Annotated in this window: 21 protein-coding genes and 1 tRNA gene; 11 read left to right on the forward strand and 11 right to left on the reverse strand. The window is 51.6% G+C overall.

Annotated features, from left to right (window positions below; genetic code table 11):
* Window positions 1-10: 10 nt before the first annotated feature.
* Window positions 11-1,222 carry a sialidase family protein gene (locus RID21_RS21185; RefSeq protein WP_350192340.1) on the reverse strand — a complete coding sequence of 404 codons (1,212 nt, stop codon included), beginning with the start codon at window positions 1,220-1,222 and terminating at the stop codon, window positions 11-13.
* Between the two features lie 175 nt (window positions 1,223-1,397).
* Between RID21_RS21185 and RID21_RS21190 the strand changes: the two genes are divergently transcribed.
* Window positions 1,398-2,495: a cellulase family glycosylhydrolase gene (locus RID21_RS21190; RefSeq protein ID WP_350192342.1), complete on the forward strand. Its 1,098-nt coding sequence runs from the start codon at window positions 1,398-1,400 to the stop codon at window positions 2,493-2,495.
* Window positions 2,496-2,527: 32 nt separating this feature from the next.
* Here RID21_RS21190 and RID21_RS21195 read toward each other — a convergent pair whose 3' ends face one another.
* Entirely contained in the window at window positions 2,528-3,262 is a 735-nt protein-coding gene (locus RID21_RS21195) for a rhamnogalacturonan acetylesterase (protein ID WP_350192344.1), read from the reverse strand.
* Between the two features lie 235 nt (window positions 3,263-3,497).
* On the opposite strand from RID21_RS21195, the gene RID21_RS21200 reads away from it, so the two are divergent.
* The 3 genes from RID21_RS21200 (at window position 3,498) to RID21_RS21210 (ending at window position 9,334) form a co-directional block, all read left to right on the forward strand.
* Window positions 3,498-4,844 (forward strand): hypothetical protein, encoded by a 1,347-nt coding sequence (locus RID21_RS21200; protein WP_350192346.1) that lies wholly within the window; start codon window positions 3,498-3,500, stop codon window positions 4,842-4,844.
* Between the two features lie 256 nt (window positions 4,845-5,100).
* Window positions 5,101-5,901, forward strand: coding sequence for an MBL fold metallo-hydrolase (locus RID21_RS21205; RefSeq protein ID WP_350192348.1), 801 nt, complete (start codon window positions 5,101-5,103; stop codon window positions 5,899-5,901).
* Between the two features lie 526 nt (window positions 5,902-6,427).
* Window positions 6,428-9,334, forward strand: coding sequence for an efflux RND transporter permease subunit (locus RID21_RS21210; protein WP_350192350.1), 2,907 nt, complete (start codon window positions 6,428-6,430; stop codon window positions 9,332-9,334).
* A gap of 77 nt (window positions 9,335-9,411) precedes the next feature.
* Here the strand turns inward: RID21_RS21210 and rsmD are convergent, their stop codons facing one another.
* The 3 genes from rsmD to RID21_RS21225 form a co-directional block, all read right to left on the reverse strand.
* Complete coding sequence (gene rsmD / locus RID21_RS21215) at window positions 9,412-9,999, reverse strand: 16S rRNA (guanine(966)-N(2))-methyltransferase RsmD (RefSeq protein WP_350192352.1); 588 nt, start codon at window positions 9,997-9,999, stop codon at window positions 9,412-9,414.
* 104 nt (window positions 10,000-10,103) lie between these two features.
* Window positions 10,104-10,667, reverse strand: a complete 564-nt coding sequence (locus tag RID21_RS21220) for an FHA domain-containing protein (RefSeq protein WP_350192354.1) — start codon at window positions 10,665-10,667, stop codon at window positions 10,104-10,106.
* Window positions 10,668-10,850: 183 nt separating this feature from the next.
* Window positions 10,851-11,414, reverse strand: coding sequence for a response regulator transcription factor (locus RID21_RS21225; protein WP_350192356.1), 564 nt, complete (start codon window positions 11,412-11,414; stop codon window positions 10,851-10,853).
* Between the two features lie 425 nt (window positions 11,415-11,839).
* Here RID21_RS21225 and RID21_RS21230 point away from each other — a divergent pair, with 425 nt between their 5' ends.
* The 3 genes from RID21_RS21230 (at window position 11,840) to RID21_RS21240 (ending at window position 13,158) form a co-directional block, all read left to right on the forward strand.
* Window positions 11,840-12,166 carry an HU family DNA-binding protein gene (locus RID21_RS21230; protein ID WP_145103980.1) on the forward strand — a complete coding sequence of 109 codons (327 nt, stop codon included), beginning with the start codon at window positions 11,840-11,842 and terminating at the stop codon, window positions 12,164-12,166.
* 528 nt (window positions 12,167-12,694) lie between these two features.
* Window positions 12,695-12,907 carry a carbon storage regulator CsrA gene (gene csrA, locus RID21_RS21235; protein ID WP_145180704.1) on the forward strand — a complete coding sequence of 71 codons (213 nt, stop codon included), beginning with the start codon at window positions 12,695-12,697 and terminating at the stop codon, window positions 12,905-12,907.
* A gap of 176 nt (window positions 12,908-13,083) precedes the next feature.
* Window positions 13,084-13,158 (forward strand) — tRNA-Glu (locus RID21_RS21240).
* Window positions 13,159-13,175: 17 nt separating this feature from the next.
* Here the strand turns inward: RID21_RS21240 and RID21_RS21245 are convergent.
* Window positions 13,176-14,411, reverse strand: a complete 1,236-nt coding sequence (locus RID21_RS21245) for a DegT/DnrJ/EryC1/StrS family aminotransferase (protein WP_350192358.1) — start codon at window positions 14,409-14,411, stop codon at window positions 13,176-13,178.
* 181 nt (window positions 14,412-14,592) lie between these two features.
* On the opposite strand from RID21_RS21245, the gene RID21_RS21250 reads away from it, so the two are divergent.
* Window positions 14,593-15,699 (forward strand): GTP-binding protein, encoded by a 1,107-nt coding sequence (locus RID21_RS21250; protein WP_350192360.1) that lies wholly within the window; start codon window positions 14,593-14,595, stop codon window positions 15,697-15,699.
* Window positions 15,700-15,752: 53 nt separating this feature from the next.
* Window positions 15,753-16,964 (forward strand): A/G-specific adenine glycosylase, encoded by a 1,212-nt coding sequence (mutY, locus tag RID21_RS21255; protein WP_350192362.1) that lies wholly within the window; start codon window positions 15,753-15,755, stop codon window positions 16,962-16,964.
* A gap of 232 nt (window positions 16,965-17,196) precedes the next feature.
* Here the strand turns inward: mutY and RID21_RS21260 are convergent, their stop codons facing one another.
* The 3 genes from RID21_RS21260 to RID21_RS21270 all read right to left on the reverse strand — a co-directional run bounded on the left by RID21_RS21260 (window position 17,197) and on the right by RID21_RS21270 (window position 20,648).
* The gene (locus tag RID21_RS21260; protein ID WP_350192364.1) at window positions 17,197-17,679 is read right to left on the reverse strand and encodes a division/cell wall cluster transcriptional repressor MraZ; all 483 of its coding nucleotides are present in this window, start codon (window positions 17,677-17,679) and stop codon (window positions 17,197-17,199) included.
* 439 nt (window positions 17,680-18,118) lie between these two features.
* Complete coding sequence (locus tag RID21_RS21265) at window positions 18,119-19,495, reverse strand: Gfo/Idh/MocA family protein (protein WP_350192366.1); 1,377 nt, start codon at window positions 19,493-19,495, stop codon at window positions 18,119-18,121.
* 322 nt (window positions 19,496-19,817) lie between these two features.
* Window positions 19,818-20,648, reverse strand: a complete 831-nt coding sequence (locus RID21_RS21270; RefSeq protein ID WP_350192368.1) for a DUF1571 domain-containing protein — start codon at window positions 20,646-20,648, stop codon at window positions 19,818-19,820.
* A 707-nt stretch (window positions 20,649-21,355) separates the two neighbouring features.
* On the opposite strand from RID21_RS21270, the gene RID21_RS21275 reads away from it, so the two are divergent.
* On the forward strand, window positions 21,356-22,261 hold the full coding sequence (locus tag RID21_RS21275) for a hypothetical protein (protein ID WP_350192370.1): 906 nt from the start codon (window positions 21,356-21,358) through the stop codon (window positions 22,259-22,261).
* A gap of 101 nt (window positions 22,262-22,362) precedes the next feature.
* On the opposite strand, the gene RID21_RS21280 is transcribed toward RID21_RS21275, so the two are convergent.
* The gene (locus tag RID21_RS21280) at window positions 22,363-22,770 is read right to left on the reverse strand and encodes a hypothetical protein (protein WP_350192372.1); all 408 of its coding nucleotides are present in this window, start codon (window positions 22,768-22,770) and stop codon (window positions 22,363-22,365) included.
* 505 nt (window positions 22,771-23,275) lie between these two features.
* Between RID21_RS21280 and RID21_RS21285 the strand changes: the two genes are divergently transcribed.
* Complete coding sequence (locus tag RID21_RS21285; protein ID WP_350192374.1) at window positions 23,276-24,559, forward strand: nucleoside permease; 1,284 nt, start codon at window positions 23,276-23,278, stop codon at window positions 24,557-24,559.
* Window positions 24,560-24,657: 98 nt separating this feature from the next.
* Here the strand turns inward: RID21_RS21285 and RID21_RS21290 are convergent, their stop codons facing one another.
* The gene (locus RID21_RS21290) at window positions 24,658-26,109 is read right to left on the reverse strand and encodes a hypothetical protein (protein ID WP_350192376.1); all 1,452 of its coding nucleotides are present in this window, start codon (window positions 26,107-26,109) and stop codon (window positions 24,658-24,660) included.
* Window positions 26,110-26,610 lie beyond the last annotated feature (501 nt).

The following is a 26,610-nucleotide window of genomic DNA, read 5'->3' on the forward strand; positions in this document are numbered from 1 at the left end:
ATCGAATCGTCTATTCCGTTCTGGAAGGATGCGACCATTTAATTCGCGATGTATACACCCGGTTGTTGCTGCCATATTTTTCGATGCCGATCGGCTGCATCCACTCGGCAACAACGACCCAGGTTTCAGAGGGGCTGATGTTGACGACGGCGAAGTTACCCATGCGGGCTCCTTTTTCCGGGACGATGATCCGTTCGGTATCCCGTTTGACCCGGAGTGTGCCAGGATCGACTTCCGCCATGAACAGCGGCGCCCGGTGCCGGAAGACGTGATCATTGTTCGCACCGCGCCGTGTGTAAACCAGAAAGAGTCCGTCGCTGTGTGTGACCCAGTGCTGCTGCGTGTTGTAGTTTCCCAGTTCCTCGCCATCGTCGAATTTCCAGACGACCGGCTCTGAATAGTTCAGGCCGTCATCACTGACGGAGACGTAGCCCTTATCATCATTCCGCATCGTCAGGTAATACTTCTGCTGGAATTTTGTGATAGACGGTTCATACAGGCCCCGCTTCACAGGCACCGTATGTGTGCTGCCATGCTTTTTGTAAGTCAGTTTCTCACCATCAAAATCGCAGAGAACCACAGTGGTGCTGTACTGCTTTTCTTTTTTAGGTTTGAAGTAAACGGGCAGCAGGATGGTGCCATCCTTACGGTCCCAGCGTTGGGCCGAGCCGGCACCGCAGTTTTCAAAACGGGGCTCGTCAGGCATGCTCATCGTCGTCCAGTCGGACCAGGTGTGGTCCTGCTGATTGTAAACCGAGTAAGCAACGCTTCGTTTGCGAACATGCATGACTTTGTTGTTTTCGTAGCGGACCGAGTGTCCGGTTCCTAACAGTTTTCTGGTCTTCGCGTGCCAGCCGGGTGTAAAATCGCAGATGGCGATCTCGCGCGTGTCAGACAGTCGACGACGGGCCAGAGTCTCGTGTTTGATGGGGCCGATCCAGTTTTCACCATCACTGGTCCGCATTTCATTCAGGGCATAGAACACATCCGAACCGGTCAGGAGCAGCTTCTGCATGGTGAGGACAACAGTTGCCGGAAAATCGCCCGACTGGGGAATCGCGCCCGCGCGGGCCTGTACCCAGCAGGTCTTACCATCAAAGCCTTCCCGCACAGTTCTCAGGTCGACTTCATAGGTGAGTGGTTTTCTGTCGTCTGCGTTAAGTGACACCGGGCCGATGGTCAACAGGCTTAAAACGAGACAGAGCAGGTTGCGAATTTTCATGGAGAACCTCTGGTTGGATGAGATCTGGTAAGTCCTTTTACAATACGCAGAATATAAGGCTTCCTCAATAGCAGAGCAGGAACCTGGTGAATGAGTTGTTGAATTATCCCAACGGCAGGTTCTACAATGACGATCAGCAGTTCTTTTCTCTTACTCCTGTTGCCGGAGTCGAATCATGTGTATGCGCTCGCTGGCTGTTATTGTCTGTCTCTGGTTTACTTCGTGTCTGCAGGCTGCTGAGCTGGAATGGATTCAGGTCAGCGCGGATGGGAAATCGTTCGTGACCGCGGAGTCTCAGCAACGCTTCGTTCCCTGGGGCTTCAATTACGATCATGATCGGAAAAGCCGACTGCTGGAAGATTACTGGGATAAAGAGTGGCAAGAGATTGAAGCCGACTTTGCTGAGATGAAAGCCTTGGGGGCGAATGTAGTCCGGATTCATATTCAGTTCGGCAAGTTTATGTCGGCCCCCGATCAGCCACGCGAAGCGGCTCTCAAGAAGTTGGGTGATCTCCTGGAACTTGCGGAGCAGACCGGGCTCTATCTCGATCTGACCGGCCTGGGGTGTTATCACAAACAGGACGTGCCCGCCTGGTACGATGCTCTGAGCGATCAAGGCCGCTGGGAAGCTCAGACGCATTTCTGGTCAGCAGTCGCGAAGCGGTGTGCGGGGAGTCCGGCCATTTTCTGTTACGATCTGATGAATGAACCGGTGGTGCACGGCGGAAAGAAAAAAGGGACCGACTGGCTGGGTCCCGGGTTTGCAGGCAAGCATTTCGTGCAGCGGATTACGCTCAGCCCGGATGAGCGGACGCGCCCTGAGATTGCCGCAGCCTGGATCAAAACGCTCGCGCAAGCAATTCGCGAACAGGATTCAAAGCACCTGATCACGGTCGGCATGGTTCCCTGGAGTCTGGAACGAAAAGGGCTGCAATCTGGCTTTGTACCTGAGAAAGTGAGCGCACATCTGGATTTCATCTGTGTGCATCTCTATCCCGAGAAAGGGAAAGTGGACGAGGCGATAGAGACGCTCAAAGGCTTCGATATCGGCAAACCACTGGTCATTGAAGAAACGTTTCCGCTGAAGAGTTCCCCCGAGGAATTTGAACAGTTTATGCTCGAGTCGCGGAAATATGCGGAGGGTTGGATTGGCTTCTATTGGGGTCAGAGTCTGCAGGAATACCAGCAGGGGACCACGATAAGTGATGCCATCATGGCCCGCTGGCTGGAGTTTTTCAAACAGAATGGTCCCCGGTTTAAAGAGACGCCGTGATACCGCAAGAATGCCGGTAATCTCTCACAGCTTCAGGGAGTTGGCTGCTTGAGGTATGGTTTCAGGCCGGGAACTTTCGCTGGAATCTCTTCCACGACGAGTCGGGCGATCTCGCGGGCGCCTTTCCCTGAGAAGTGGGTGCGGTCATCTTTGCTGGGGCTGAAGTATGCACTGCCTGCATCTCCCAACTGGTTGAACAGGGCGACGCTTTTCTGGTGCAGGTCGATGACGGGTACATTTTTTTCTCGACCGACTTTGAGCATGGCTTCGGCGTATGGACGGAGAATGGTTCTGATCTTTCCGTTTTCAAATACGCGACGTGTCATGGGAGTAACCAACACCGGCTGCATGCCAGCGGCGCGGGCTTCATCGATATATTTTTTGAGATAGTCCTGATAGGTCGTTGCGGGATCGGTTTCCCGATCACCCTTGCCGGGACAGTCGTTGTGGCCGAACTGGATGAAGAGGTAATCTGCTTTTTCTTTGAGCGCATTTTTCCAGCGTCCTTCACGGATGAAGCTGCTGGAACTGCGGCCGGAGAGGGCCCGGTTCAGAATGGTGACATTGTCGTTGAAATATTCGCCGAAGACCTGTCCCCAGCCGGTAAGGTCAGGTTTGTCTTTGGGACGTTTATGATAAGTCGTGACCGTCGAATCGCCGATCAGCATGATGCGGAGGGCTGGCTCAGCGGCCTCAAGGCTGCTTCTCGTGAAGACCGGAATGAGAAAGATCAGGATCAGTACGACAGGGAATCTGGTGAATTTCATGATGTCTGTTTTCTCATTGTGTCGCTGTTTTCAGGTAAGAAGGTGCTGTTTTTACTGTGGGATCAGTTTAAAATGAGAAGACCAGTCTGAAAAGTAAGTTGACAGAGGATAATTAGTAAATAAAATGGATAAAAGTGTCCGATATCGAAGCTGGATACCTGCCTCAAACCTCAAATCAGAGTTCGGAACATCTGACTCTGGTAACGTCCCGCCCGTTGAAAGAAGTGCTCCACCGATGAACGTGTTCCCGAAATCGAAGAATCTGTCGCCTTTTAATCTCAGTCTGTACTGGGGGATCGTCTGCCTGGCTGCCTTTGGTCTGGTGGGGACCGGATCTGCATCGGCTCAGGTCACTTTTGAAGAGGCACCAATCAACTATAATCAGGCCACTCCCGCTAATGCGATCTCCCGCTTTCAGAAAAAACTGGATGCAGGCGAAGCCAAACTGACATTTGATCGGAAAGAGGGCCGTGGCTATTTGCCTGCGGTTTTGGAAGCCTTGAAGATTCCGGTTTCTTCGCAGGTGCTGGTCTTTTCCAAGACCAGTCTGCAGGTCAAACGCATCGATCCATTATCGCCGCGTGCGTTGTATTACAATGACGATCTGTACCTCGGCTTCGTACAGGGGGGATCCGTGCTGGAGGTTTCGGCCAGTGATCCAGAACTGGGAACCGTTTTTTACACGCTCTCACAGTTTGAAGCATCGCGTCCGCAGTTTGTCCGGAAAACGTTTGAATGCACGCAGTGCCATGCTGGTTCCATGACACAGGGAGTGCCGGGGCATATCATGCGGTCGGTCTACCCGGGGCCGGATGGAATGCCTGTGTTCCGTGAGGGAACTTATCGTAGCGACCACAGTAGTCCCTTTGAAGAACGCTGGGGGGGCTGGTACGTCTCAGGAACGCACGGAAAAATGCGTCACATGGGAAACCTGATCTTCCGACAGGGGGACAGCGCGCGGAATCTCAATCGAGATCGTGGAGCGAACGCTGACGACCTGGAACGCTGGTTCGACACCGACCCCTATCTGACGCCGTACAGTGATATTGTGTCGTTGATGGTCCTGGAGCATCAGGCGAAGATGCATAACCTGATCACACGGGCGCAGTTTGAAGGGCGGATTACCGATCGGGACTCGCAGGTGATGAACCGTATGCTGGAACGGGAAGCGGCGTTTCAGAGTGACAGCACAAAGCGACGCTATGAGAGCTCTGCAAAACGGCTGGTGGACTATATGCTGTTTGCAGACGAACTACAGCTGGAAGATCAGATTCAGGGGATCTCTGGTTTCCAGGCTGAGTTTTCCAAAGCAGGCCCGCGAGACAGCCAGGGACGTTCACTACGCGATTTCGATCTGAAGCGGCGATTGTTCAAGTATCCCTGCAGCTACCTGATTTACAGCGAGTCGTTCGAAAGCCTGCCTAAACCGGTTCTGGAAGTGGTATATCGTCAGTTGTGGGAAGTGCTGACAGGTAAGAACCAGAGTAAGGAGTACGCGCATCTCAGTGTCGAGGACCGCCGCGCGATTCTGGAGATCCTGATCGAAACCCGGAAGGGGCTTCCCGGTTACTGGAAGCTGTAAATCGGTTCTGCGTCTGTCGATGTGAATCGAAAACGTAGCGGTTTTGTCTATGAAATCAGACATATACCCCTACATCTGCTTTGATATTGGTTGTTTCGGTGAATTCCCCCGCTTAGAATGACGGCAGTGCAAAGACTGGATTTACAGGGCGTTCTGTCTGCTGGATATTCAATTTCTGTAACCAGTGCCTGGCCGGTCTTTCCGTTCCGAATCTCAAAACAACCGCCGCGCTTAAAACTACGAGGAGCTTACGGGTATGTTGCCCCGACGCGAAGTATTTCCCCACGTAATCGAAATCAATTATCAGGCCAGACAGCGTTTGGGGTGTTGTGTCTATCTGGTATTCAACGACCAGAATGAGTGGTTACTGATCGATATCGGTTACGAAGATACCGTTTCCGAAATCATCGAGATGATCCGGCAGATGGATTTCCCGCTGGCAAACTGCAAATATCTGATTGCAACCCACGCAGATGTCGACCACATTCAGGGGTTGAGTAAAGCGAAAGAACTCCTGCCCAATGCCCAGGTCGTCGCGCATCCCAGTGCAGCCAAACCACTGGAGGAAGGGGATCGGATCAGCACTTATGCCGAGATCAGCGCCCAGGGGATTTCTATCGATATGCCTGCGTGCAAGGTTGATCGGGAAGTCAATGAAGGCGATGTGATTGATCTGGGGGGCGACATTAAGCTGGAGGTCTGGCACACCCCCGGGCATACCGACGGACAGCTGGCATTCCGGTTTGGCGATCTGCTGTTTTCCGGGGATAACATCTACCGCGATGGCTGTGTCGGTCACATTGATGCCCACCACGGTTCGGATATTCCCGATTTCATCGCGTCCCTGGAACGGATTCGTGACTGCGATGCGAAATGGCTGCTCCCCAGTCACGGTCCTATTTTCCGCAATAAACGGGAACTGCTGCAATCGACCATTGATCGTCTGAACACATATCTGCACATGGCAGACTTCGGCACCTGTGCGATCGACTGGCCATTACAGGACGAGTGGGACGATGAGTTGCTCAAAGGCTTTGACCCGGAAACAGCCGAATAACAGCCTGATTTCCGGTGCCCTTGTGTGTTGTTGTGTCCACATGGTCCGTCCTGCGCGCTGTAAAAATCAGGGACGCCAGCACTCTCTTGAAGCTGTATTTTCCACTTTTTAAGGGAGAAGCGGCTCCCAGAGGGCAAATTCCTGCTGCTATAATCGTCAAAACTGCTATCATGCGCAGGATCTTTACGATAATCACAGATGTTGCCTGTGCTGCGACAAGTTTAACCAGACGCGGCGACGAAAAATACCGATATGCGGTGACCGGAACAACGCAATTCAAATCAAGCAGCGGAAGCGGGCATTTCTATTTTTTATGCATTCGAGATTGATTCATTTAGCGAAACCGTGACAATTCATGAGATCTGGTTTGAGCATTTTCCTGTTTTTCAGTGAAGAAAGCTCAAGTCGGGCTCAGTTGTTGAGATATTTTGGATCAAACCGTTTTCAATATGAATTAAGCAGTTCCCTGATTTTCGAACGCGAATTCATGTTATTGATAAAGCCTACTCGGCTAATGGATTAATTAATGGCTTCGTTTTTTGAAAAACGCGATCCATGGGGACACAGTCTATCTTTGTGGGTTGTGGTTCTGATGATCTTCATCACTCCGGTGCTGTTCGGAGTGTTGCGGGAGATCCGCCAGGAAAACAACGTTGAGAACTGGCTCCCCCCCGATGATCCACAGTCAAAAGTTTTGCAGTGGCATCGTGACAGCTTCGGTATTGAAGATCGCGTGCTGGTCTCCTGGGATGGCAGTTCGCTGACGGACTTGCGCGCCGGTCGTCTGCAGCAGTCATTGCTGGGGCAGAAAGATGCCAAAGGCGTTCGTCGGGGTGGTTCACCGTACATTCTGGATGTCGCAACTCCCCAGGATGCGATTCAGAAGATGGTGGATTACCACATCGACGCTGATGAAGCAGAGCGTCGCCTGAAGGGGGTTCTGATCGGGACCGGGATGCTTAAGGTGCGTTTGAGTCCCGCTGGTAAAAAGCGACGAGAACAGACGATTCAGGAATTGATCGCCACAACCAAACGCGAACTGGGCATTGATCTGACTGTCAAACCCGCTTTCACTCCCTGGGTGGAAATGGTTGACGAGACCGAAGAAGGCAGCGTTACTGATGCACCAGTGGAAGAGCCGGACGAAGATCAGGTCGACTTCAAGGCTCTGGTCGAGGCGATCCCCGAACACGATTTTCAATTAATCTGGCCGCGAATGCAGGCTCATTCCAAGCAGGCCGATCAGGTCAAAGAAATCGCACTGTCTTTAAGACGTCCCGAGATCCTGGCGGGGGCTTCGACTGCTGCCGATCAGGAAGTGAAAAGCGATCAGCCAGGTGAAGAACCCAAGCTCATTGAAGACTGTTTTTTCGCGATTGGTACTCCCATCGCAGTGGCGATTTCACTCTCCGATACAGGCGATGCCGACCATGCCTCGGCAGTTGCAGCCATTAAAACAGCTGCCGTTGACGCAGGTATTCCGGAAGAAAACCTCCACATGGGGGGACGCCCGGTTGCGGGGGCTGCACTGAACCGAATGGTAAAAGAATCATCCTGGAATACTGCGTATCCTCTGTGGCAGTTCCATAAACGTTCGGTGACGCTGTTCTCCGGACTGATCGGAATTGCCCTGGCATTCCTGATGCTGCGGAGTGTACGACTGGCCTGCCTGGTGCTGCTGGTCTCCTATTACACAACGTTCGTTGCTGTCTCCATAATTCCCATGACCGGCGGCACGATGAACATGGTGCTGGTCGTGATGCCGACACTGTTGACTGTGCTCACGTTGTCCGGGTCTATTCACGTTGCGAATTACTGGAAGCACGCCGCCCATGTGGATATGAAAACCGCTGTCGTCAAAGCGGTAGAGATGGCACGGGCCCCCTGTATGATGGCAAGTCTGACAACTGCCATTGGTCTGGCTTCACTGCTGACCAGCCCACTATCACCAGTTCGCGATTTTGGCTTCTATGCTTCGATCGGCTGTGTGGTTTCCCTGTTGATGGTACTCTATGGTCTGCCATCGTTACTCCAGTTATGGCCGGCTAAGCCGCCGAAAGCTTCGGAGATCGATACCCGACACTGGCAGGCGTTCGGTCGGGGGCTTGCACGACACCAGTGGCTGGTATCGCTGACCTGTCTTACAATTTTTATCGCTGCCTGTTATGGGTTCAAATGGTTCCGGACCGAGACCAAGGTAATCCGGTATTTTCCCGACTCTTCCCGCGTGATTCAGGACTACCTGTTTCTGGAAGAGAACCTGTCAGGGATTACCCCCGTCGATACCGTGATCTGTTTCGATGAAAAAGCACAGGAAGATCTGAACTTCGAAGAACGTGTCGAACTGGTGCGAAACATCGAGCGGAAAATCGCCGAACATCCTGAGATCAGCGGTACGATCTCGCTGGCTGATTTTCGTCCCGTCTCTGAACCACTGCCCAAAGATGCAAGTACCTTCCAGAAACTGCGTCACGCAAAACGGGTGAACGAGACCGAACGCCGCGTTCGCGAGAGCCTGAAAAAGGAAAAATCAGGCGAAGTAAACCTGGAAGGGGATACTGTAAAATCATTTCTAAATATTGCCGACCATACTGCGGATCTGGAGCAGGAGACTGCTAACGGCGCACGAATGGTCGACATTCAGAAGGGCGACGAAATGTGGCGGATTACCGCACAGGTCGCCATTATGACCGATCTCAACTATGCGGATCTAACGAATGAATTGAACCAGGTGACGCAGTCTGTCTTGCGTGATCATGCCGGGACGACGCATCTGGTGACCGGAACGATTCCTCTGTTTCTGCGAACCCAGCAGGCCGTACTGGAGAGCTTGATCAAAAGCTTTGGGCTGGCCTTTGCTGTCATCGCCGTGGTGATGATGGTGCTGTTGCGGAGCCCAACTGCAGGTCTGATTACGATGTTACCCAACCTGATGCCCATCGGTGTGATCTTCGGACTGTTGTCCTGGATGCACGTGGCTGTGGATATTGGGACAATGATTACCGCATCCGTCGCACTGGGGATCGCCGTGGATGGGACTCTGCATCTGCTGACCTGGTTCAAAATCGGAATCGATGAAGGCAAAACCAAGAGTGAAGCGGTGGCTGCAGCGTTGGGGCATTGTGGCCCTGCGATGTGGCAGACGAGTGCCGTGGTGGCGATCAGCCTGGCGATGCTCTATCCGGCAGAATTACTGCTCGTAAGTCGCTTCGGCATTCTCATGTGTGCTCTGATTACCGCAGCACTTCTGGCCGACATCATCTTTCTGCCCGCACTGCTGGCTGGCCCTCTGGGAACGCTGATTGTGAACTCGCAGAATCGAGAGCAGAAAGCGACTGAGAAACATCCGCTGTTGCAGGAGGGGAAAGAGTCAAAGCCACATCTTTCCCATGTGGTCAAACGGGCACAGTCTGAACAGTCTTTCGAGGCGTAAGTCTCATTTCAGGGTGGCTTTACATTGATTACAGTGTCGTCGGGGATGGCCTTGCAGATCGCTTTCTGGGGCAGGAGCTACGCCGATGGTTCCTGCTTTTTCAGGAAGTAGATATCCATGCTCGACTTCTGCAGCAGGTCGTACTGTTGCCATTCCGGAGGTGCTTCGAACTCAGCGTCGCGGGGCGTGCGGAGTAGCAGGCGACAGTCGGGGCTGGAAACGTTGTCACGGGCCAGTCGCTGCATTGATTCATACAGCCGGGAGCCGGGCTTGAGATCATCGATCATTTTGTAAGGGGGATCGAAGAAGATCAGGTCGAAGGGGACGAAGTCTGGCACATTTTTGGGACGGAACGACGAGAGCAGGGCGTTGGTCTTCCAGCAGAGGGAATCTGCTTCAACGCCGACGTGCGATACATTCTGTTTCAGCAACTCATGAGCCTTCCGGTCCTGTTCGATGAACACAGCGCTGGTCGCGCCGCGACTGAGTGCTTCCAGTCCCAGAGATCCGGTTCCGGCGTAAATATCTGCCACCCGCTTGTCCTTGACTGAATCCCCGAGCCATTCGAAAAGGACTTCCTTGACGAAGTCGGTAATGGGACGGGTGGTCTGACCGGGGTTAGCCTGTAATTTTCGTCGACGATATTTGCCAGCAATAATACGCACGGTAATGACATTTCAATAAATCGAGCGTGAATCTCGGGATTCACACGAAACACAACAAAATACGATGCCGCGATTGTATAACGGAGACGCGGCAAAGAGAAGGATCACTGCTTTTCCTGCTTCTGCCGGGCCACTTTTGCCCAGTGCTGCCGAATGATTTCGGCCGCTTCTTCGGCAATCGAGTGAAACTCTTTCTTTGCTTTCGGAACAGGTGCTTCCGGCTGAGGTAGCTGTGATGTGGAGATAATGGTGGTATCGCCAATCGATTCGCCAGGTTCCCCTTCCGGCGTTTCTTCAGAAAGCCAGGTGGAAATGTCATCATCGGAGAGGGGAGCCGACTGGTCGGGACTGAGGTTAGCAGGCTTCGAAATGGCTTTTCGAGCGCCGGCCAACTCAAGCAGCATTGGTCCGACACGCAATTGATCTCCTGGTTGCAGTGGGGTCTCTGCCTGAATTACCCGGTCGTTGACATAGGTGCCATTGCGACTCTGCAGATCAACGACGTAGAGTGTGCCTTCCCTTGTCGAGAACTGACAATGCTTTCGGCTGACATCTGGATCGGGGATACAAATTTCGCATTCGGGGGCGCGTCCAAGTGTGACCTCTCTTGCGGGGAGTTTGAGCGTTTTTCCCTGGTATTTACCTGTTTTGATAATGAATTTGGGCATGTCTGGCGGGCCTTACATCAGGAAGATGTGATTCGTGCTGTGAACAATGATGGTCGATTTCAACAGACTTCAAAGTGGCAGGCTTGTTTGAATTAATTCGTAGTTTACTGGTTTGTACGGCACAGAAATGAAGGGACTGGATCAGGTCATGTTTTCCTGGTTGCATTGTTTTTCAGAAGTGGTTCAATCATGCAGTGGGACAATTAAGGCATCATTACAGGCGGGGCAGGTCATCGTACGGCCCCGGTGTTTACTGCGGACTTTCAGTTTCTTGCCGCAGCCACAGGAAAACTGTATGCGTTCTTCCTGCTGTTCTCGATGATCGGTGAGGTGTCCTTGTTCCCAGGCATCGTCTGCGATCTCTCTGATCAGTTCCAGGAGTTCGTCGGGATCAAAGGGTTTGAGCAGATATCCGTTCGCACCAACGCGTGCAGCCAGTTCACGAGACTCGGGTAAATCGATGGCTGTCAGAATCAGAATCGGGACGTCGCCTTCCCGTTGCTTCATATGCTCGCAGATTTCAAACCCGCTCTCCTGGGGTATGATCAGATCCAGGATGACAAAATCAGGCTTGTGCATTGAGAAAGATGAATGAGCCTGGCCGCCATCTTTAGCCAGGGTGACATGAAAGTGATGTTCTTCCAGCAGTGTTTTGAGGAAGAACGCCGTATCCTGATCGTCTTCAACGACCAGGATATGATTGACAATCGAAGAGGTCATGTCCAAGCGCGGTTCGTGTGTTGCCATAGTAGTGGAGACTCCTTAATTCAGTGTCCCCGATTCCGTCGGGCCTGCTTTGAGAATGGAACTATACGGCGGTAATTTTTTTCGCGATAACGATCCTGTTAAAAAGTGGTGTGTGAATTCACTCTCATTCGTCAATAGTAGTGTGGGTTGAATCTGGATCTTCTGGTGAGAAATACCAGTAATTTATTATCTCATAGCGACTGAAAAATGACACAGGAAAAGTTTTTATTTCGGCGTAAATAACAAAAACTCCTGAAAAACAGGGGCAAACACATTGACTTTTGGATTTACAAATACTTTACTTACGCTTGGTTCTAGGGGAAAACAACGTTTTTTGCCTGACCACAACACGGATATGACAACACACTATGACGAGGTGGTAGTCCACTTCTTTCATTTTCATTTACCAGTATCAGGAGTTCACAATGGCAGCAAAGGCTACGAAAGATAAGCCACTTACCAAAACAGAGATCCTCAATGCACTAGCTGAAGGTTCTGGACTCACTAAGAAAGAAGTTACCGCTGTACTTGATGAATTAAGCTCACTGATTGCCAAGAACCTTGGCAAACGTGGTCCTGGTGTCTTCAACGTACCTGGTCTGCTGAAGATTCAGGTTCAGCGTAAACCGGCTACCAAAGCCACCACCCGTCCCAATCCATTCAAGCCTGGCGAAATGATGCAGGTTGCTGCAAAGCCTGCTCGCAACGTCGTCAAGGTTCGACCTCTCAAAGCACTCAAAGAGATGGTCTAGTCTCCTGCGTCTGATTGCAGGATGAACGAATTCATTCCGATGCAGCTTCTCTTCGTAGAAGCTGCATCAAATTTGAATTCGGGTAGTAGTTTCCTCTACTCTCTTTGAACTGAACCGACTGTCATTGCTCTGGAATACCGCATCAGGTTTTCTCGAGAAAAAGCCCGATTCAGGTCAAAAACTCAAAAAAAGCAAAATTTCTTCGAAATTAAAGCGTTTTTTGTAAAGTCTTTCTGATTACCTTCGGAAGGGGAAACTCTTGCTGTAAGTGTATTTTATAATACATGTTGCGCCTGCAATGTAACGCCTCATTTTCTCTACTGCCTCTTCTGAAGGGCTCGCATCGGACGGCCTGTGCGCTCATCTCGCGCGCCAGCCTCTTGACGGTATAAATGTGGGCATGTAAAATCTCAACGTTACTTGATCTCAGTGCGACTACTGATGGATCGTTGTAGTGTCCCTGTTTTTCGCGGCACACTACGTCAGGATTTACGTAGGATGATCAGTCATCCTGAGAGAGAAGATGGCATGTTAGTTTTATCTCGCAAGAAAAATGAGAAGATCGTAATCGATGAAAACATCGTGATTACGATTGTTGAAATTCGCGGCGACAAGGTGCGTCTGGGGATTGAAGCGCCCCGCGAAGTACCCATTCATCGTAGCGAAGTTTACGAAGCAATTCAGAACGAACAGAATTCGGTTTCAGGATCTGAGAATGATGCTTCCGAGTTACTGCAATAATTCTGCTGTGCATCTATGAATACTAGAAGGCCGCTTCATAGCGGCTTTTTTTAGCGACTGATTTCAGCCCGATTCCATCCAGCTGGCGTATTCCCATTTTTTTTCTGAGAACCTGAATTCTATTAACGCCGTCCGCTTGACTTATCCGATGGAAAGCTTAGATTACTAATCTCCTCGGCCCCATCGTCTAGTTAGGCCCAGGACATCGGGTTTTCATCCCGAAAACAGGGGTTCAAATCCCCTTGGGGTCAGATTTGAAAAACAGCGATCATTCGAATGAATGGTCGCTGTTTTTTTTGCGCACTGCCTCTTGAATCTCCGGAGTGGTCTGCTGTCTGATTTCGGCTGCATGGACTCGAATACGTCGGACCGCCTCTGCAATTCGTGTCATGGTTTCTACCTCAGAGAGCAGGATGGGATGGTGTAGAACAACCAGTCGCTGATCACATTCAGAGGCGACAGAGAGTTCGTCGGCCTGCAGGTAGCGTCGACGGCTGTGGATCGCCTGCAGAGCCCTGAAGCCTGGGAACAGGGGAATTCCCTCGGCCTGCATTGCGACACAGAACAACTCGCGCGGGATGCTCTCAAATTGCTCTGAGTCATACCAGAGCCCCAGCTTGTAATATCCCGGCTGTGAAGCATGCGCAGAATTGAGACTGTGGTTCTCAAAGCTGGTTAGTCCTGAGTCGCTGCCCAGCTTTCTGATAAGGTGTGTCACATTTTCCTGACGTAACTGGTTTTGTGTATCCAACTGATCCATCTGAGGGATTAAGAGGCCGGCCTGCAGTTCAGAGAGTGGATAGGCAGCATTGCCCCGGTAGGAATAAAGGCGAATCCGTTGGGCGATCTGTGGTGAGGATGTCATCACAGCCCCCCCTCGTCCTGCGGTCAATAGTTTACTGCCTCCGAAGCTGAGAGTGCCAATCTCGCCCCAGCTGCCTGCTGTGCGGCCTTCAATCATCGCTCCCGGGACCTGGCAGGCATCTTCAATCACGGGGATGCCTCGGGCTGCTGCGATCGCTGTCAGAGCCCGCATGGGGACCAGCCCGCCATGCAGGTGTGAAACCAGGATGCAGCGGGTGGCAGGTGTGATCGCCTGTTCTACCAGTTCGATGTCGAGATTGCCGTTGCGGCGATCCACGTCGACCAGCATTGGTGTCGCGTCTACCGTCAGGATATTTTTGAAATTCCCTTCAAAGTCATAAGCGGCGAGGATGACTTCATCTCCTGGTCCGACATTCAGTCCCCGTAGCGCAAGTTCGATGGCGACAGTGCCACTGGAGCAGAGGAGGGCTTCCTCTTTTTGATGGAGCTCACACAGTCGCTGCTGCAGTTCTTTCGTCCAGGGCCCATGGTATTTCCCCCAGAGGCCTGTTCTCTGGGCCTCCTGCAACACCTGGGTGGTGCCTGCGCTCGGGAAAGGCCAGGCTGGTGGACCTGCGGGCAGACAGGGAATGCCGCCGAGGATCGCCGGTTTTTCGCTGAAGGGGCTGTTCACGAGCATGGTTCTAGACTCTAATATTTAAACAGGAAGACGCAAAACGTGAATAACATACTGTTATACTTAAGAACGTTAGAGTATGATGGTGTCAATCTTCAGGGCTCTGATCCATAAATCAGGTTACCAGGTTGAATCAGAAATTCGTCTGAAATCCAGCATACTCGTATTGGCAGGTGAAACCAAGATGTCGCATCAAATCAAATTTATCATGGTGGGTGGGTTTTTAGGTGCAGGAAAAACCACCACTCTCGGACGGCTGGCGAAGCATTACACGGATCAGGGATTGAACGTCGGTGTGGTTACCAATGATCAGGCGGCGGATCTGGTTGATACGAACTCGCTGCGTTCTCAGGGGCTGAATGTCGGAGAAGTTGCAGGTGCCTGTTTCTGCTGCCATTTTAATTCGCTGATGGACACCATTGGCGAACTCGGTTCACAACAGAGGCCTGACGTAATTCTGGCCGAGCCGGTCGGCAGTTGCACCGATCTGGTTGCCACCGTGATTCAGCCGATCAAGCAGTTGTACGATGCAGATTTCAAAATCCAACCTTATGCCGTGCTGATGAAACCCAGTCATGGTTTGAAAATTCTAAAAAATGAGCAGGGTTCCGGATTCTCACCGAAGGCGGCGTATATTCTGAAGAAGCAGCTGGAAGAGGCAGATCTGATTCTCATCAATCGGATCGATGAATTATCTGGAGAGGCCGTGGAAGAACTGACAGCGCTGGTCAATGAACAGTTTCCCGGAACACCTGTCCTGCGGACATCCGCTCTGACGGGGGCAGGCTTTGAAGGATTGATCGAATTTCTGGAACAGGAAGGCGATTTCGGCGGTAAAATTCTGGACATTGATTATGATATCTATGCGGAAGGTGAAGCAGAGCTGGGCTGGTTGAACAGCAGCGTGCATGTTTCAGCTGAGACCGAATTCTCCCTGGATCAGCTGTTGCTGGATGTGATCAGTCAACTGCAGGCTTCATTCCGCGAACAGGGGGTAGAGACCGCTCACCTGAAAGTGATCGGTTTGTGGGAAGGATTTTTTGGTGTCTCGAACCTGGTCAGTAACGACAGTGAACCGAAGCTGTCGCTGGCATCCGACTGCACGGTCAAGGAAGTCGATCTGATTGTGAACGCCCGCGTGGCCTGCGATCCAGACGCGTTGACCGAGCAGGTCATGAAGGTCCTGGAGCAGTGTGCTGGGGCTTTGAATGCGAAACTGGAGTTCAATCAGACCCAGAGTTTCCGCCCAGGTCGACCGGTGCCCACTCATCGGTATGCAACGCCCAAGTAATTCCTGCAGGCTCCGGACGGGGCCGGCAGGGTCGGCTTCAGTTTGGGGATGTGATGTCTGAGTTAAGTGATCTGTTTGACGCTGGTCGACGGCAGCGGTTTCGACGTGGACTGCAGGCCTGGTATGCGGTCCATCAGCGGGATCTTCCCTGGCGGAATATTGAAGATCCCTACAAAGTCTGGATCAGCGAGATCATGTTGCAGCAGACCGTGGTTGCTGCGGTGATCCCCTATTTCGAAAAGTTTATGGATCGCTTTCCCGACGTGCAGACTCTGGCTGTGGCCGAAGAGGGTGAAGTGCTGCAATACTGGGAGGGGCTGGGTTACTACAGTCGAGCTCGGAACATTCATAAAGCGGCCAGGGTGATCGCAGAGGAACTCGAAGGCGTCTTTCCACGAGACGTCGATGGTCTGCAGGCGCTACCTGGAATCGGCAGATATACCGCTGGGGCCATCTGTTCATTCGCCTATGATCAGCGGGCACCGATTGTAGAGGCGAATACACTCCGCCTGAATTCGCGATTAATCGGTCTGGAATTAGATCCCCGCTCAAAATCCGGACAGGAGCAGTTGTGGGAATTCGCAGAGTTGATTCTGCCTCGCAAAGCACCGGGAGCGTTTAACCAGGCGTTGATGGATTTGGGGAGTCTGATCTGTACGCCTCAGAATCCACAGTGTGCCGAGTGTCCGGTGAGTGCCTGTTGTGAAGCGTTTCTTACTCAGCGACAGCAGCAGATTCCGGTTCCTAAAGCGCGGCCGGTGATTACTCCTCTGACGGATGCTTCGATCGCGGTCTTCGACGGGCAGAATGTTCTGATTCGGCAGCGGACAGCAGGCGAACGCTGGGCGGGGCTCTGGGATTTTCCAAGATTCACTCTGCAAGAACTGAATGGTACTCCGCATCCGGCTGCCCCCCGAAAGAAATCCACCCGGGAGCAGTTGCTGTTCGATGAGGAAATGGAAGTGGGTAACCACATCGCAGAAATTCCGGAGGGGTTGAACGCGTCTGTGATTCCTCAGTTGGAGGCGTATGTGCGCGAGCACTCAGGCGTGGCGGCTTCGATTCGTCAATTTGCCCAGGAGATCCGTCACAGCGTGACGCGATACAAGATTCGGCTGTTGTGTTTTATCGCCGAGGTCGAAGCGGACGAAGCCCTGGAGTCGTCCGAATATCGGTGGGTGCCTGTGAGTGAATTGGGCGAATATCCCCTGTCAGTCACGGGGCGAAAGTTTGCGCAGCTGCTGGCCGGGCAGGTGGGGAACTGATCGCATCGGTTTGGGTTAGCGCGTAAAAAATCCCCATTCTCAAAATTGCCTGAGATTGAGAATGGGGAAAACGCATTTGACTCAAGAGAAGAAAGCGGCATCCGTGCCAAAAAAGCCTTCCATGGAAATAGACTTTAGGTTTACCGGATGTGATGGGGGTACTGAATGAGTCGCTCCCTCTCCCGTAGTCAAAGACGCTGAAGGTCTATATGTATCGTAGATCGATTGTGGATTAACCAGAGAGCTCTTTGAAGAGTGTGCCGAATTCAGGCATGTCCTGTTCGAGCAGATTCTGCCAGGCCGAGAGATTCCAGATTTCAACGCAGATCACTGCGCCAACAATCATGACCTCCTGGTTGGGTTGGACTCCCAGAAACTCGCGAAATCCTTCCGGAATTGTGCAGCGAGAACGATTGGCCAACTGAATCGTGCGGTTCCGGGTCGACAGCAGTCGCCCCAGGCGTTGCACTTCATCCCAGCGATTCTCCAGGCGATGAGCCTGGATCTTCTGTTTGATCAGGTCAACTCCCTGATCATGTCTGGATTGCCAGTCGGAGGCTTTCCAGAGACTGAGGCAGCCAGCACGCTCTTTGGTGAGCATCGTTTCCCCGGAATCGTCAGTCACGGCTTGAGCCATATCAGCAGGGAGCGAAATCCGGAAACGGTCGTCGACCGTCCGTTTGATCTCTCCTGTGATAAAAGTTTCACCGCTCATAGTCAGCCTGACGGAACAGGGGTGATTAAACCCGATTTGCAACAATCTTGAATGATTTCAACATTGTACTGGGCGGATAACCCGCAATCAACTAGTTATCAAAGATCAATTGGGCAGGAAACCCACTAGGAACCGAATTTACCGTTCGCAATTCAAAAAGGCAATCACTGATTGTCTGATTCTCCTGATTTTGTCAATTTTTCTGTCTGACGCTGATATGAGTGATTTTCCCGCTCCAGAAATATTTGGGTGAGGATGACCGTTTGGTAGCGTTGTGAGCCTGTGCAGGCTGAATGAGAAAGGACGTCGATGAGACAGGGGTAGGAAGCGTGTTGAGTATTTCAGAATGACTTGAAATAAAAAAAGCGACCTCCGGAATCAGTTCGGAGGTCGCTTGTTGATCATTCACTTGAGAGACGACCGTAGCCGTCGGTGAATCTTAATACTCACGGTGCTTCAGGATACCCGGCAGTGGAACGGGATAAGATCCATCGGCACGAGCGATCACCGGAGCGGGCGAGTCCATGGTCAGTTTATCCACATCGGGAGCGAACTCCTGTTTGCAGTTCAACATTTCATCGTAGGTAACGATCTGCCCTGTGTGGGCAGCCATACGACCCATGGCGGTAACCAGGCTGGCTTCCGCACCGCGCTGAACTTCGTTGTAAGGTTGATCCTCACGAATGGCGGTAATCAGATCGTCCCATTCGATCTGATACGGGTTCGGCTCAGGCTGTGGGAATTCCCAGAGAAGATTATCTCTGTCCTCATTGTAGCCTTTGTAGATTCGAGGTTTAGCCGGGTGGTGGGCTGAGGTTGAGATAACCGCCAGTCCTTTGGTGCCGTGCGCAAAGCTGGCAAACTTCTGGCGACAGCCGGGAATCGTACGACCGCGCAGGAAGAGCTTGGTTCCATCGGCGAATGTGTATTCGACGCTGTAATTGTCGAAGTTTTGATCGACGTTATCGCCGCGGTAATGGCGTCCACCCGATCCATCGGCTTGAATCGGCCACGCATCTTTCATCCAGCAGCTTTCATCGATGTTGTGGATCAGGAAGTCACTGTATCCACCACCGCTGGCCCAGAGGAATCCATGGAAGCGGGAGATCTGATATAAGAGTTCGCTTTTCATGTCAGGCGGCTGGGGGCCGGTGGCAGCAGAACCGGTGAGACCTGCCATACGATAGGCCCGCAGTTCGAGAACATCTCCGATCTGACCATCTTTGATGCGATCGTAAAGTTCCTGGCGTGCTTTACAGTGCCGGCACATCAGACCGACGCCAACCTTGAGGTTCTTCTCAACAGACTTTTTGCCAAGCTCAAGCATCTTGCGGGTACTGGGACCGTCGACGGTGATCGGTTTTTCCATGAAGACATTGATGCCTTTTTCGATGGCATAACCGAAGTGAACCCAGCGGAAAGCGGGAGGGGTGACGAGCAGTACCACATCTCCCGGACCGAGACAGCTGATTGCTTTCTCGTAGCCATCAAAGCCGATGAATTTCTGGCTGTCGGGAACATCGACTTTGTCGCCGTGGATTTTCTTCAGGCTGTTGTAGCTGGTATTGAGGCGATGGTCGAAGACGTCTGCCATCGCGACGAGTTTAATGGGACCACTGGTGGTGGAGAGCGCGTTGGAGGCAGCTCCGGTACCACGTCCGCCACAGCCAACCAGGGCGATTTTAATTGTGTTATCTTCGGCAGCATGTACGTGTGGAATAGACGTGCCTGCCAGCACAGAAGCCCCTGCAGCAAGTCGACTGGAATTCTTTAAAAATTCGCGACGTGATGAGATGTCCTTGGGCGCTTCACTCATGTTGGGCTCCTTAGTTGTAGCTAATGAAGTTGAAAACAGATGGAAGGTTTATCTGACCGGCCGATTGAAAAAGGAAAGCAGAGAATCAATCGATTGACCGTTTAGTAGAAAGCGGAATTCAATCAGATAAAAATACGTATAATGATATCTGATTATATCAATGCGAAAGAGGCAGTTGCAACTTGTTCGTAAAGAATGTGAAGAGTCACAAGGCAGGGTTTTGCGGAGAGGAAACGATAAAAAAAGCCGAAGACTCGAGACGAGTCTTCGGCGGGTGATTACTAAGTGATCTTAATTTATATGGAGTCGAATCACGGGCAGGTTAGAAGTTGTAATTCGGGTTCTGCGGATCGAAGTCTGCATCGGTCAGACCAACGTTGGTGCGGATGTTGGTGTAGGTGTATTCTTCGACCAGTTCCGGTTTCGCATTGCGACGTGTCGGCCAGTCATACTGTTCGACGCGTACGGGCAGGTTGGTTGCTTTGTCGATGTAGAGCCGCGTCATCTGGAAGCGGATTCCCTGACGCTGCTGAGGATAGCTGGTCTGCAGAACTTTACATTGCATGTTGCCCAGTTTGGCATCCGGGAAGTATTTAACAGCAACGCCAGCATCCTGTTTCCGTTCTTCATTCCATTGTTTCAGAATCTGGTACAGCATTTTGCGAATGCCGATGGTTGTGATCGGGTAGCGGCTTTCATCCATGGCCTGCGGGCTGTTAGGCTGCAGAGAGACGGTACCGACCAGACCTTTGATACCGGTCTCGTGTGCGAGGATCTGGTTTCCATTGCGACCATGGAAGTAGATCACTTCACGTCCTTCATGAGGATTAAGGAAGTTCAGATAGACACTGAGTGGTTTTTCACGAAACTTGATCTGCATCGTGTGAGTAGGCTGCATTCTGCGTCCTACTTTTTCACGTTTGATGAAGGTCCCCTGAAAGTCTTTAATGTCAGCCGTTGTTTCATAGCTCTGCATCGCCAGGCGGATAGCCGGATCCAGAGCATGGCCCGAACTTGGGGTTTCAGCGTGCAGGTTATTTACCTGAGTGAGGCTGGCAGTCAGGGCGAGAGCAAGAACTCCAGTGAACGCTGCCACTTTCCCCATCTGGCGACCCAGAACGATGCGCGTTTGGTAAGCGAATTGTTTTACCATTGAATTTCGTGACTCCCTTTGTCGAAATCCACTTGTTTTGGACTGATTCCGAATGAGCACATTGGCGGAGGAACGGTCTCAAAACCAGTAAGAATTATATAGATCACTCTGCAGTACGGAAACGTCTGACTGAGTTTCCCTCATATGAAATGATACGGTGTTTAGGTTCGATGTCGAGCAGAGGTTTGAACATTCAAAACTCTCTCGACACTGTATAAATAATCGAACCGATGCCCAGACCGTAATAAATCAGATCACGTGTTCTCTTGGTTTTTTGATAAATTGTCAAGACAGATTCTTTAGATTGACTCGTTGCTACCTAAGTTTGTGACCTTTTTATTCTGCCTGAAGTTAAAGGGTGTCCTATTTTAACAGCCGGCAGGGGGGCGCAAGATAGATGATTCATTGAAGATTTGTCGAATTCAACAGAATTTCAGAAACTTCAATTGTTGGGATTCAGGTGATTCTGTATGATTCGCGACCTTGAAACTGACTGGATACATTTCAAAAAATGCCGATCTGCCTCAGGAATTCAGAAGTCAGTTGAACAACCGGGCCCCACAGCGAAGGCGAATTTCTGATTAGATTAATTGTGGTTAAACAGGAAGGTTTCTGTTAACCAGACACATTGAGAACAAGGAGTGTTCCCATTGTTCCGATCGGATCTGATCCGATAGCGTGATTGCGAACATGGAGGAGAAACGCAAATGCGCTCCAAAACAAATGACTTTTTTTCGACGATTCTTGTGTTAATCCCATTGGTGGCAGTACCGATGCTGGCCATCTTCGGGATTCCGGAAATCGCTCCTGTGAAAAAGTCTGCCCTCAGTGAAAACGACCTCTTCAACCAGGAAGATTCAACGCAGTCTCCCTTTGAGGAAATCTCTTTCGACTCTTCTTCCCACGAAATCGATCTGGGTGGAGAAGCTAGTTTGAACGGTGCCGCAGGCAATGGTCGGTCCGCACAGAATCCGTTTGGTAATACAGCATCACAGTCTCCCAAGCGAAGTCGACGCGATGATGAGTGGCTGCCACCTGCAGGGGCCCTTGATGGCTGGGAGTTGGAACCATCTGCACAGAAAGGTGAGCCCGGTCAGGAGATGGCAGGGTTGAATCCTCCGGCTGAGTTTCCTGGTGAAGCACAGATGCAGGACAACCGTGAGCCGAATCCGATACAACAGGCCGGCTTTGATGGTCAGTCGGAGTTCGCACCAGGTGTTGAGAATGCACTGGGGCAGGAACTTCAGCAGTTTGAAAGCCAGGCGAATACTGCCAATCCATTTGACACACCGCAGCAGCCATCCGCCATTCAACAGGCTGCAGCCCAGGAACCAGTTCGCGAAGTGGATCCCCAGTTCCGGCAGCGAGCCGAACTGATGCTCAGACGGGATCCGGCGACCTGGAGTGCCGCGGTTCAGAAGTTGAACGAACTGGGCATTCGCGATTATCGCCTTGAACCTGGTGTCCGCCCGGACGAATTTCTCTTCAGCTGTTCCTATTCACCACCACAGAATCCGCGGATTTCCAGAAGGTTCGAAGCAGAAGCACTTGATCCATTGAAAGCCGTAATCAAAGTATTGCAGCAGGTGGATGAGTGGAATCGTCAGCAGTAAGCTGCCAGCGAAACTGAAATCAAAAACAGGCCCGCTCTGAAATCGAATCAGAGCGGGCCTGTTGCATTATGGGGTTAGCAGGAACTTATGAAGCTGACAGATCAGGCTTCGTTTTTCTTCTGCTGTTGTTTCCGCTTTTTAGCTTCCATTTTTTTGCGAAGCTCTTTGGATGTGGGTGGCGCTTTGCGTTTCAACTCACGTTTTTTCTCGACAGCGCGATTGCCTTTTTCAACCTGGCCACACAGATCAGCCAGTGACTTCTCGACGTCCTGCTGCCGATAGGATGATCCAGCAGTCCAGGCACGGCAACTGGTGTGCCCCTGGACTTCATAGCTCTGATCCAGGCTGCGAATCGCGTGGCTGAATTCAACCAGTTCATCATTAATGGCGGTGGAAGCAGCGCTCAGGCCGACAGTGGCACCGATGACTCCGACCGTTCCCAGCATGACCAGCTCGGCTGACATGACCAGACCGGCTTCATCGCACCAGAAGTTCGTTAACAGTTTCATAATAGACCTCTCAGAAAGTGGTGACAGTTTCTTGAGAGTGAGGTGAGAGTGAGTTCCGCCTGTTCCGATTGTAGTGATTATTCGGATTAAACGGATTGTATCGATTTTACGCCCATTGTAAATATAGGTAATATGAAAAGTGTGAATAAGTGTGTTTCTTTTGCATATAAATTCTGTAAGTCCATATATCGCAGTCTGATATGGAAATACTTTGCTAATCTGCCGGGGATAATGCCGCCTTGGGGGCTTGTCAGGCAGTTGATTAGATTGCATCGTGTCAGGAGTAATTCAACGAGAAGAAGCCTGGCTTGGTTGGCATGCAGCGACTGATTGAATCCCCGGGATACGTTTCAGTCAGAGCACAGCAGTGATGCATTCAGGAGAAATTCCCGGGACTGAATCCCTTTATACTTGCCTGTTAAGGTCATTCGGGACATGATCGTACCGATCAAAGATCCGACAAATACGGTATTTAGCAACAGAGCAGGAGAAGGGTTTAACGAGTATGTCCTCACAACAATCGCCACTCAGCATTGGTATTCGTCTCTCAATTATGATGTTCCTGGAGTTCTTCGTCTGGGGAGCCTGGTATGTAACCGTTGGTAACTACATGGGAGCCAACGGAATGGGGGATGCGATTTACTGGGCTTACACTGTAGGGCCGATCGCGGCGATCGTCTCACCTTTTATCCTGGGTATGGTGGCAGACCGCTTTTTCTCTTCTGAACGCGTCCTGGCCGTGCTGATGGTCATCGGTGGTGCGGCACTCTATTACGCTCCGCACGTTGTAGGACCTGATGGGGAAGGGAGCAAAACCTTCATCCTGTTACTGCTGTTACACATGCTGTGTTACATGCCAACCCTGGGGCTGACCAATACGATTGCTTTTTCGCATCTCAAGAATCAGGAAGTCTGGTTCCCGCTGGTCCGTGTGTTTGGGACCCTGGGCTGGATTGTCGCTAACGTTGTGGTCAGTAAATTCATGCAAGCTGACATGACTCCCAAACCGCTGTTCGTGGCTGGTGGAGCTGCAGTGCTGATGGGGATTTACAGTCTGACCCTGCCACACACTCCGCCACCGTCTAAAGGTAAGGAAATTTCAATTCGGGATATTCTCGGACTGGATTCGCTGGCACTGCTGAAAGATCGATCTTTTCTGGTCTTCATGGTCAGCTCACTGCTGATCTGTATTCCCCTGGCAGCTTATTACGCTTACGCACCGGTGTTTGTCGCCGATGCCGGAATAGCGAACCCTGCATTTAAGATGTCCTTCGGTCAGATGTCCGAAGTGTTGTTCATGGTGCTGATGCCCTTCTTCTTCAAATCCCTGGGAGTCAAACGCATGCTGCTGTTCGGTATGTTCGCCTGGGTTGTCCGTTATGGCCTGTTTGCTGCTGGAGCAACTGATGGTGTTGTCTGGATGATTGTCATCGGGATTCTGCTGCACGGTATCTGTTACGACTTCTTCTTCGTGACAGGGCAGATCTATGTCGATCAGAAAGCGGGACCCTCAATTCGTGCCCAGGCCCAGGGCTTTCTGGTATTCGCGACTCAGGGAGTTGGGATGTTGCTGGGGGCACTGATCAGCGGAAACCTGATCAATACGATTGTGACCGGCGAAGGGGCAGCCAAACTGCAGAACTGGAAAGAGTTCTGGATCATTCCGACCGTGGCAGCGCTGGTGATCATGGTCCTGTTCTTCCTGTTGTTCAAGGATTCTCCACAGGCACCTCAAGAAGTCAGCGAAGAAGATGTCGCGAAGGCCGCTGGTGCCGAAGAGATGGTCTAAACTGCTGATTCGATCTCAATCTGAAATGGAAAACGCCCGCTGGCTCAGAGCTCCAGCGGGCGTTTTTGTTTATCAGATTATTATCTGTAGGGGGGACGTTACCGCCCGGGAACCGGAGTTGCCTGCAGGCGAACAGGAGTCATCGATTCGACGAGAATGTATTCCCCGCGTAAATCATTTCGGAACCAGCGTTTGCCAGTCACGCCGATTGCCCGACCCTGGACGGCGTCCAGATTGATCTGAGGAGAGACCGGCTGCAGATAGGCCAGAAAGCGTCCATCCGGGGCAACCAGAGCATGTGTCGGCATGCCACGGCTGATATTGGACAGACGTCGTACGATCCCCGCTCCTGAGAACTGAGGTTGAGCAGGCTGAGAAGGCTGCTGCATCTGAGGCTGGGGAACAGTTGGTGTTGGTGCACTCGGTTGTGGCAGTGGTGGAGCCGGCTGGCTCGGGATGACTGGTTGAGTGGGAGCAGCAGGCTGCCCGGGAATCATGGAATCAGCAGGTTCGGGAGTGGGGGGGAGCAGTCCGTTCTCTCCCACAGGAACTTCCGGTGAGGGATAGCGATTCGTTTTGTTCTGGTCCGGAGCCATCGAGACCAGTTCTGCATCCCGTTTGCTGGTTTCTTCTGCCAGCTTCAGGAAGTCCTTGTACTCTTCTTTGACTTTGCGATAGCGATTGACGGCATCGATGCGGAGATCGATCTTACTGGCGATCGCCGGAAGTTTGATTTCCTGCTGCAGAGTTTTATAGTCCTGCTCCAGGCCATCCAGATCCCAGCTCGTCGGTTCGGCTTCAATCATCGCCCGGAACTGAGTGTCGATGGTTTTGATCGCGTCCTTGGCGGCAGCGATTTCGTCAACTTGAGGAACACTCCGCCGGGCAGAGCCATCGGTGGGAGTTCGAATCTGTTCCTGATTTGGAGCAGCTGGCGTCTTAATCTCGGGCATACCCTGGCTGAAGGGGTCAGCGTCATTCTGAGCGATCGGCGAATCAATCATTGCCGGGGCACTTTTGCCAGGCTGATATTCATCTGTAGGGAGCAACAGGTGTCCTTCAACCCAGCGCCATTCGCCAACGGGAGGTTTGATGCGATACATCAGCACATTACCAAATTCCGTTTGAACATTTTTGCTGTCCAGAATGGTGATTTCATCATTTTTTGAGAGTCGGATCTGCTCGACTTCCCGCGATTCATCAAAGGCACTTCCCACCCGGACGACGACGCCATTTTCTGTCACGCGTCCCCGATTGCCATTGAGTTTCTGTACATGTTCTGCACGAACCCAGCTGAAACTTCCCTGGGGAGGGGCGATCATAAACCACCCACCCGGATCGTGGCGGTGTACGGTGACGCGGTTGCCCCGTTTGAGTTTGAGCGTCGGATAATAGCGACGTCCATTGCCGCTGCGAACCAGGGCTTCGTCTGCATTGACGACCGCTTCGTAGGGAAAGGTCCGTTTTTTCGCAAAAACATCGTCAGCCAGGCTGAGGAACAGCCCTGTCATTAATATAGGTGTCAGGATCCAGCGGTCTAACGGACACATGGAATAAGCCTCCGTGCTGACTTTTTTACAGCCCATTTGAAAGGTATAAGGTGAGTTGTCGCGAGTGTTTGAGGACAACCAGAATTGTTTGGGAAATACGAATCGGGGGCGATTCATATCGGGGAAAGGTTGAATTTGAGAATTGAAAGAGGTGCGTGTGATAATTCAAACGCCATATCAAGGCAAGACCAAAAACCGAGTGACTGGAACTGCGCAGGGACCTGCGACGAAAAACCCGAAATCGGTTTGTAAATTGAGCGTGAAAGCGGATTTTTTCGTATTGACCTGATTTTAAAACTATGCAAAATTACCGTTCTCTCGATGCGGGCAGTCGGAAAAATATGAGATGTTTTCCACTGAACGCGATAGTTAAACTTACATTTCCATGATGTACGGGTTCCGTGAAGGTCTCCTGAAAACGTGAGACGGAATCGGGCCTGATTCAGAAAATCTATTTTCGTTTGATTGCCACTACGGACAGTGGTCCATTCTGCAAAGGAG

It is taken from the genome of Gimesia sp., assembly GCF_040219335.1.
GTDB lineage: Bacteria > Planctomycetota > Planctomycetia > Planctomycetales > Planctomycetaceae > Gimesia.

Bases quoted from the DNA above. Each gene is read 5' to 3' on its own strand.
- RID21_RS21220 (WP_350192354.1), bottom strand. From the start codon at position 10,667: ATGCCCAAATTCATTATCAAAACAGGTAAATACCAGGGAAAAACGCTC.
- RID21_RS21270 (WP_350192368.1), bottom strand. From the start codon at position 20,648: ATGGTAAAACAATTCGCTTACCAAACGCGCATCGTTCTGGGTCGCCAG.
- RID21_RS21200 (WP_350192346.1), top strand. From the start codon at position 3,498: ATGAACGTGTTCCCGAAATCGAAGAATCTGTCGCCTTTTAATCTCAGT.
- RID21_RS21190 (WP_350192342.1), top strand. From the start codon at position 1,398: ATGTGTATGCGCTCGCTGGCTGTTATTGTCTGTCTCTGGTTTACTTCG.
- csrA (WP_145180704.1), top strand. From the start codon at position 12,695: ATGTTAGTTTTATCTCGCAAGAAAAATGAGAAGATCGTAATCGATGAA.
- RID21_RS21195 (WP_350192344.1), bottom strand. From the start codon at position 3,262: ATGAAATTCACCAGATTCCCTGTCGTACTGATCCTGATCTTTCTCATT.
- RID21_RS21225 (WP_350192356.1), bottom strand. From the start codon at position 11,414: ATGGCAACACACGAACCGCGCTTGGACATGACCTCTTCGATTGTCAAT.
- RID21_RS21230 (WP_145103980.1), top strand. From the start codon at position 11,840: ATGGCAGCAAAGGCTACGAAAGATAAGCCACTTACCAAAACAGAGATC.
- RID21_RS21275 (WP_350192370.1), top strand. From the start codon at position 21,356: ATGCGCTCCAAAACAAATGACTTTTTTTCGACGATTCTTGTGTTAATC.
- RID21_RS21245 (WP_350192358.1), bottom strand. From the start codon at position 14,411: ATGCTCGTGAACAGCCCCTTCAGCGAAAAACCGGCGATCCTCGGCGGC.
- RID21_RS21250 (WP_350192360.1), top strand. From the start codon at position 14,593: ATGTCGCATCAAATCAAATTTATCATGGTGGGTGGGTTTTTAGGTGCA.
- RID21_RS21265 (WP_350192366.1), bottom strand. From the start codon at position 19,495: ATGAGTGAAGCGCCCAAGGACATCTCATCACGTCGCGAATTTTTAAAG.
- RID21_RS21280 (WP_350192372.1), bottom strand. From the start codon at position 22,770: ATGAAACTGTTAACGAACTTCTGGTGCGATGAAGCCGGTCTGGTCATG.
- RID21_RS21210 (WP_350192350.1), top strand. From the start codon at position 6,428: ATGGCTTCGTTTTTTGAAAAACGCGATCCATGGGGACACAGTCTATCT.
- RID21_RS21205 (WP_350192348.1), top strand. From the start codon at position 5,101: ATGTTGCCCCGACGCGAAGTATTTCCCCACGTAATCGAAATCAATTAT.
- RID21_RS21290 (WP_350192376.1), bottom strand. From the start codon at position 26,109: ATGTGTCCGTTAGACCGCTGGATCCTGACACCTATATTAATGACAGGG.
- RID21_RS21260 (WP_350192364.1), bottom strand. From the start codon at position 17,679: ATGAGCGGTGAAACTTTTATCACAGGAGAGATCAAACGGACGGTCGAC.
- RID21_RS21285 (WP_350192374.1), top strand. From the start codon at position 23,276: ATGTCCTCACAACAATCGCCACTCAGCATTGGTATTCGTCTCTCAATT.
- mutY (WP_350192362.1), top strand. From the start codon at position 15,753: ATGTCTGAGTTAAGTGATCTGTTTGACGCTGGTCGACGGCAGCGGTTT.
- RID21_RS21185 (WP_350192340.1), bottom strand. From the start codon at position 1,222: ATGAAAATTCGCAACCTGCTCTGTCTCGTTTTAAGCCTGTTGACCATC.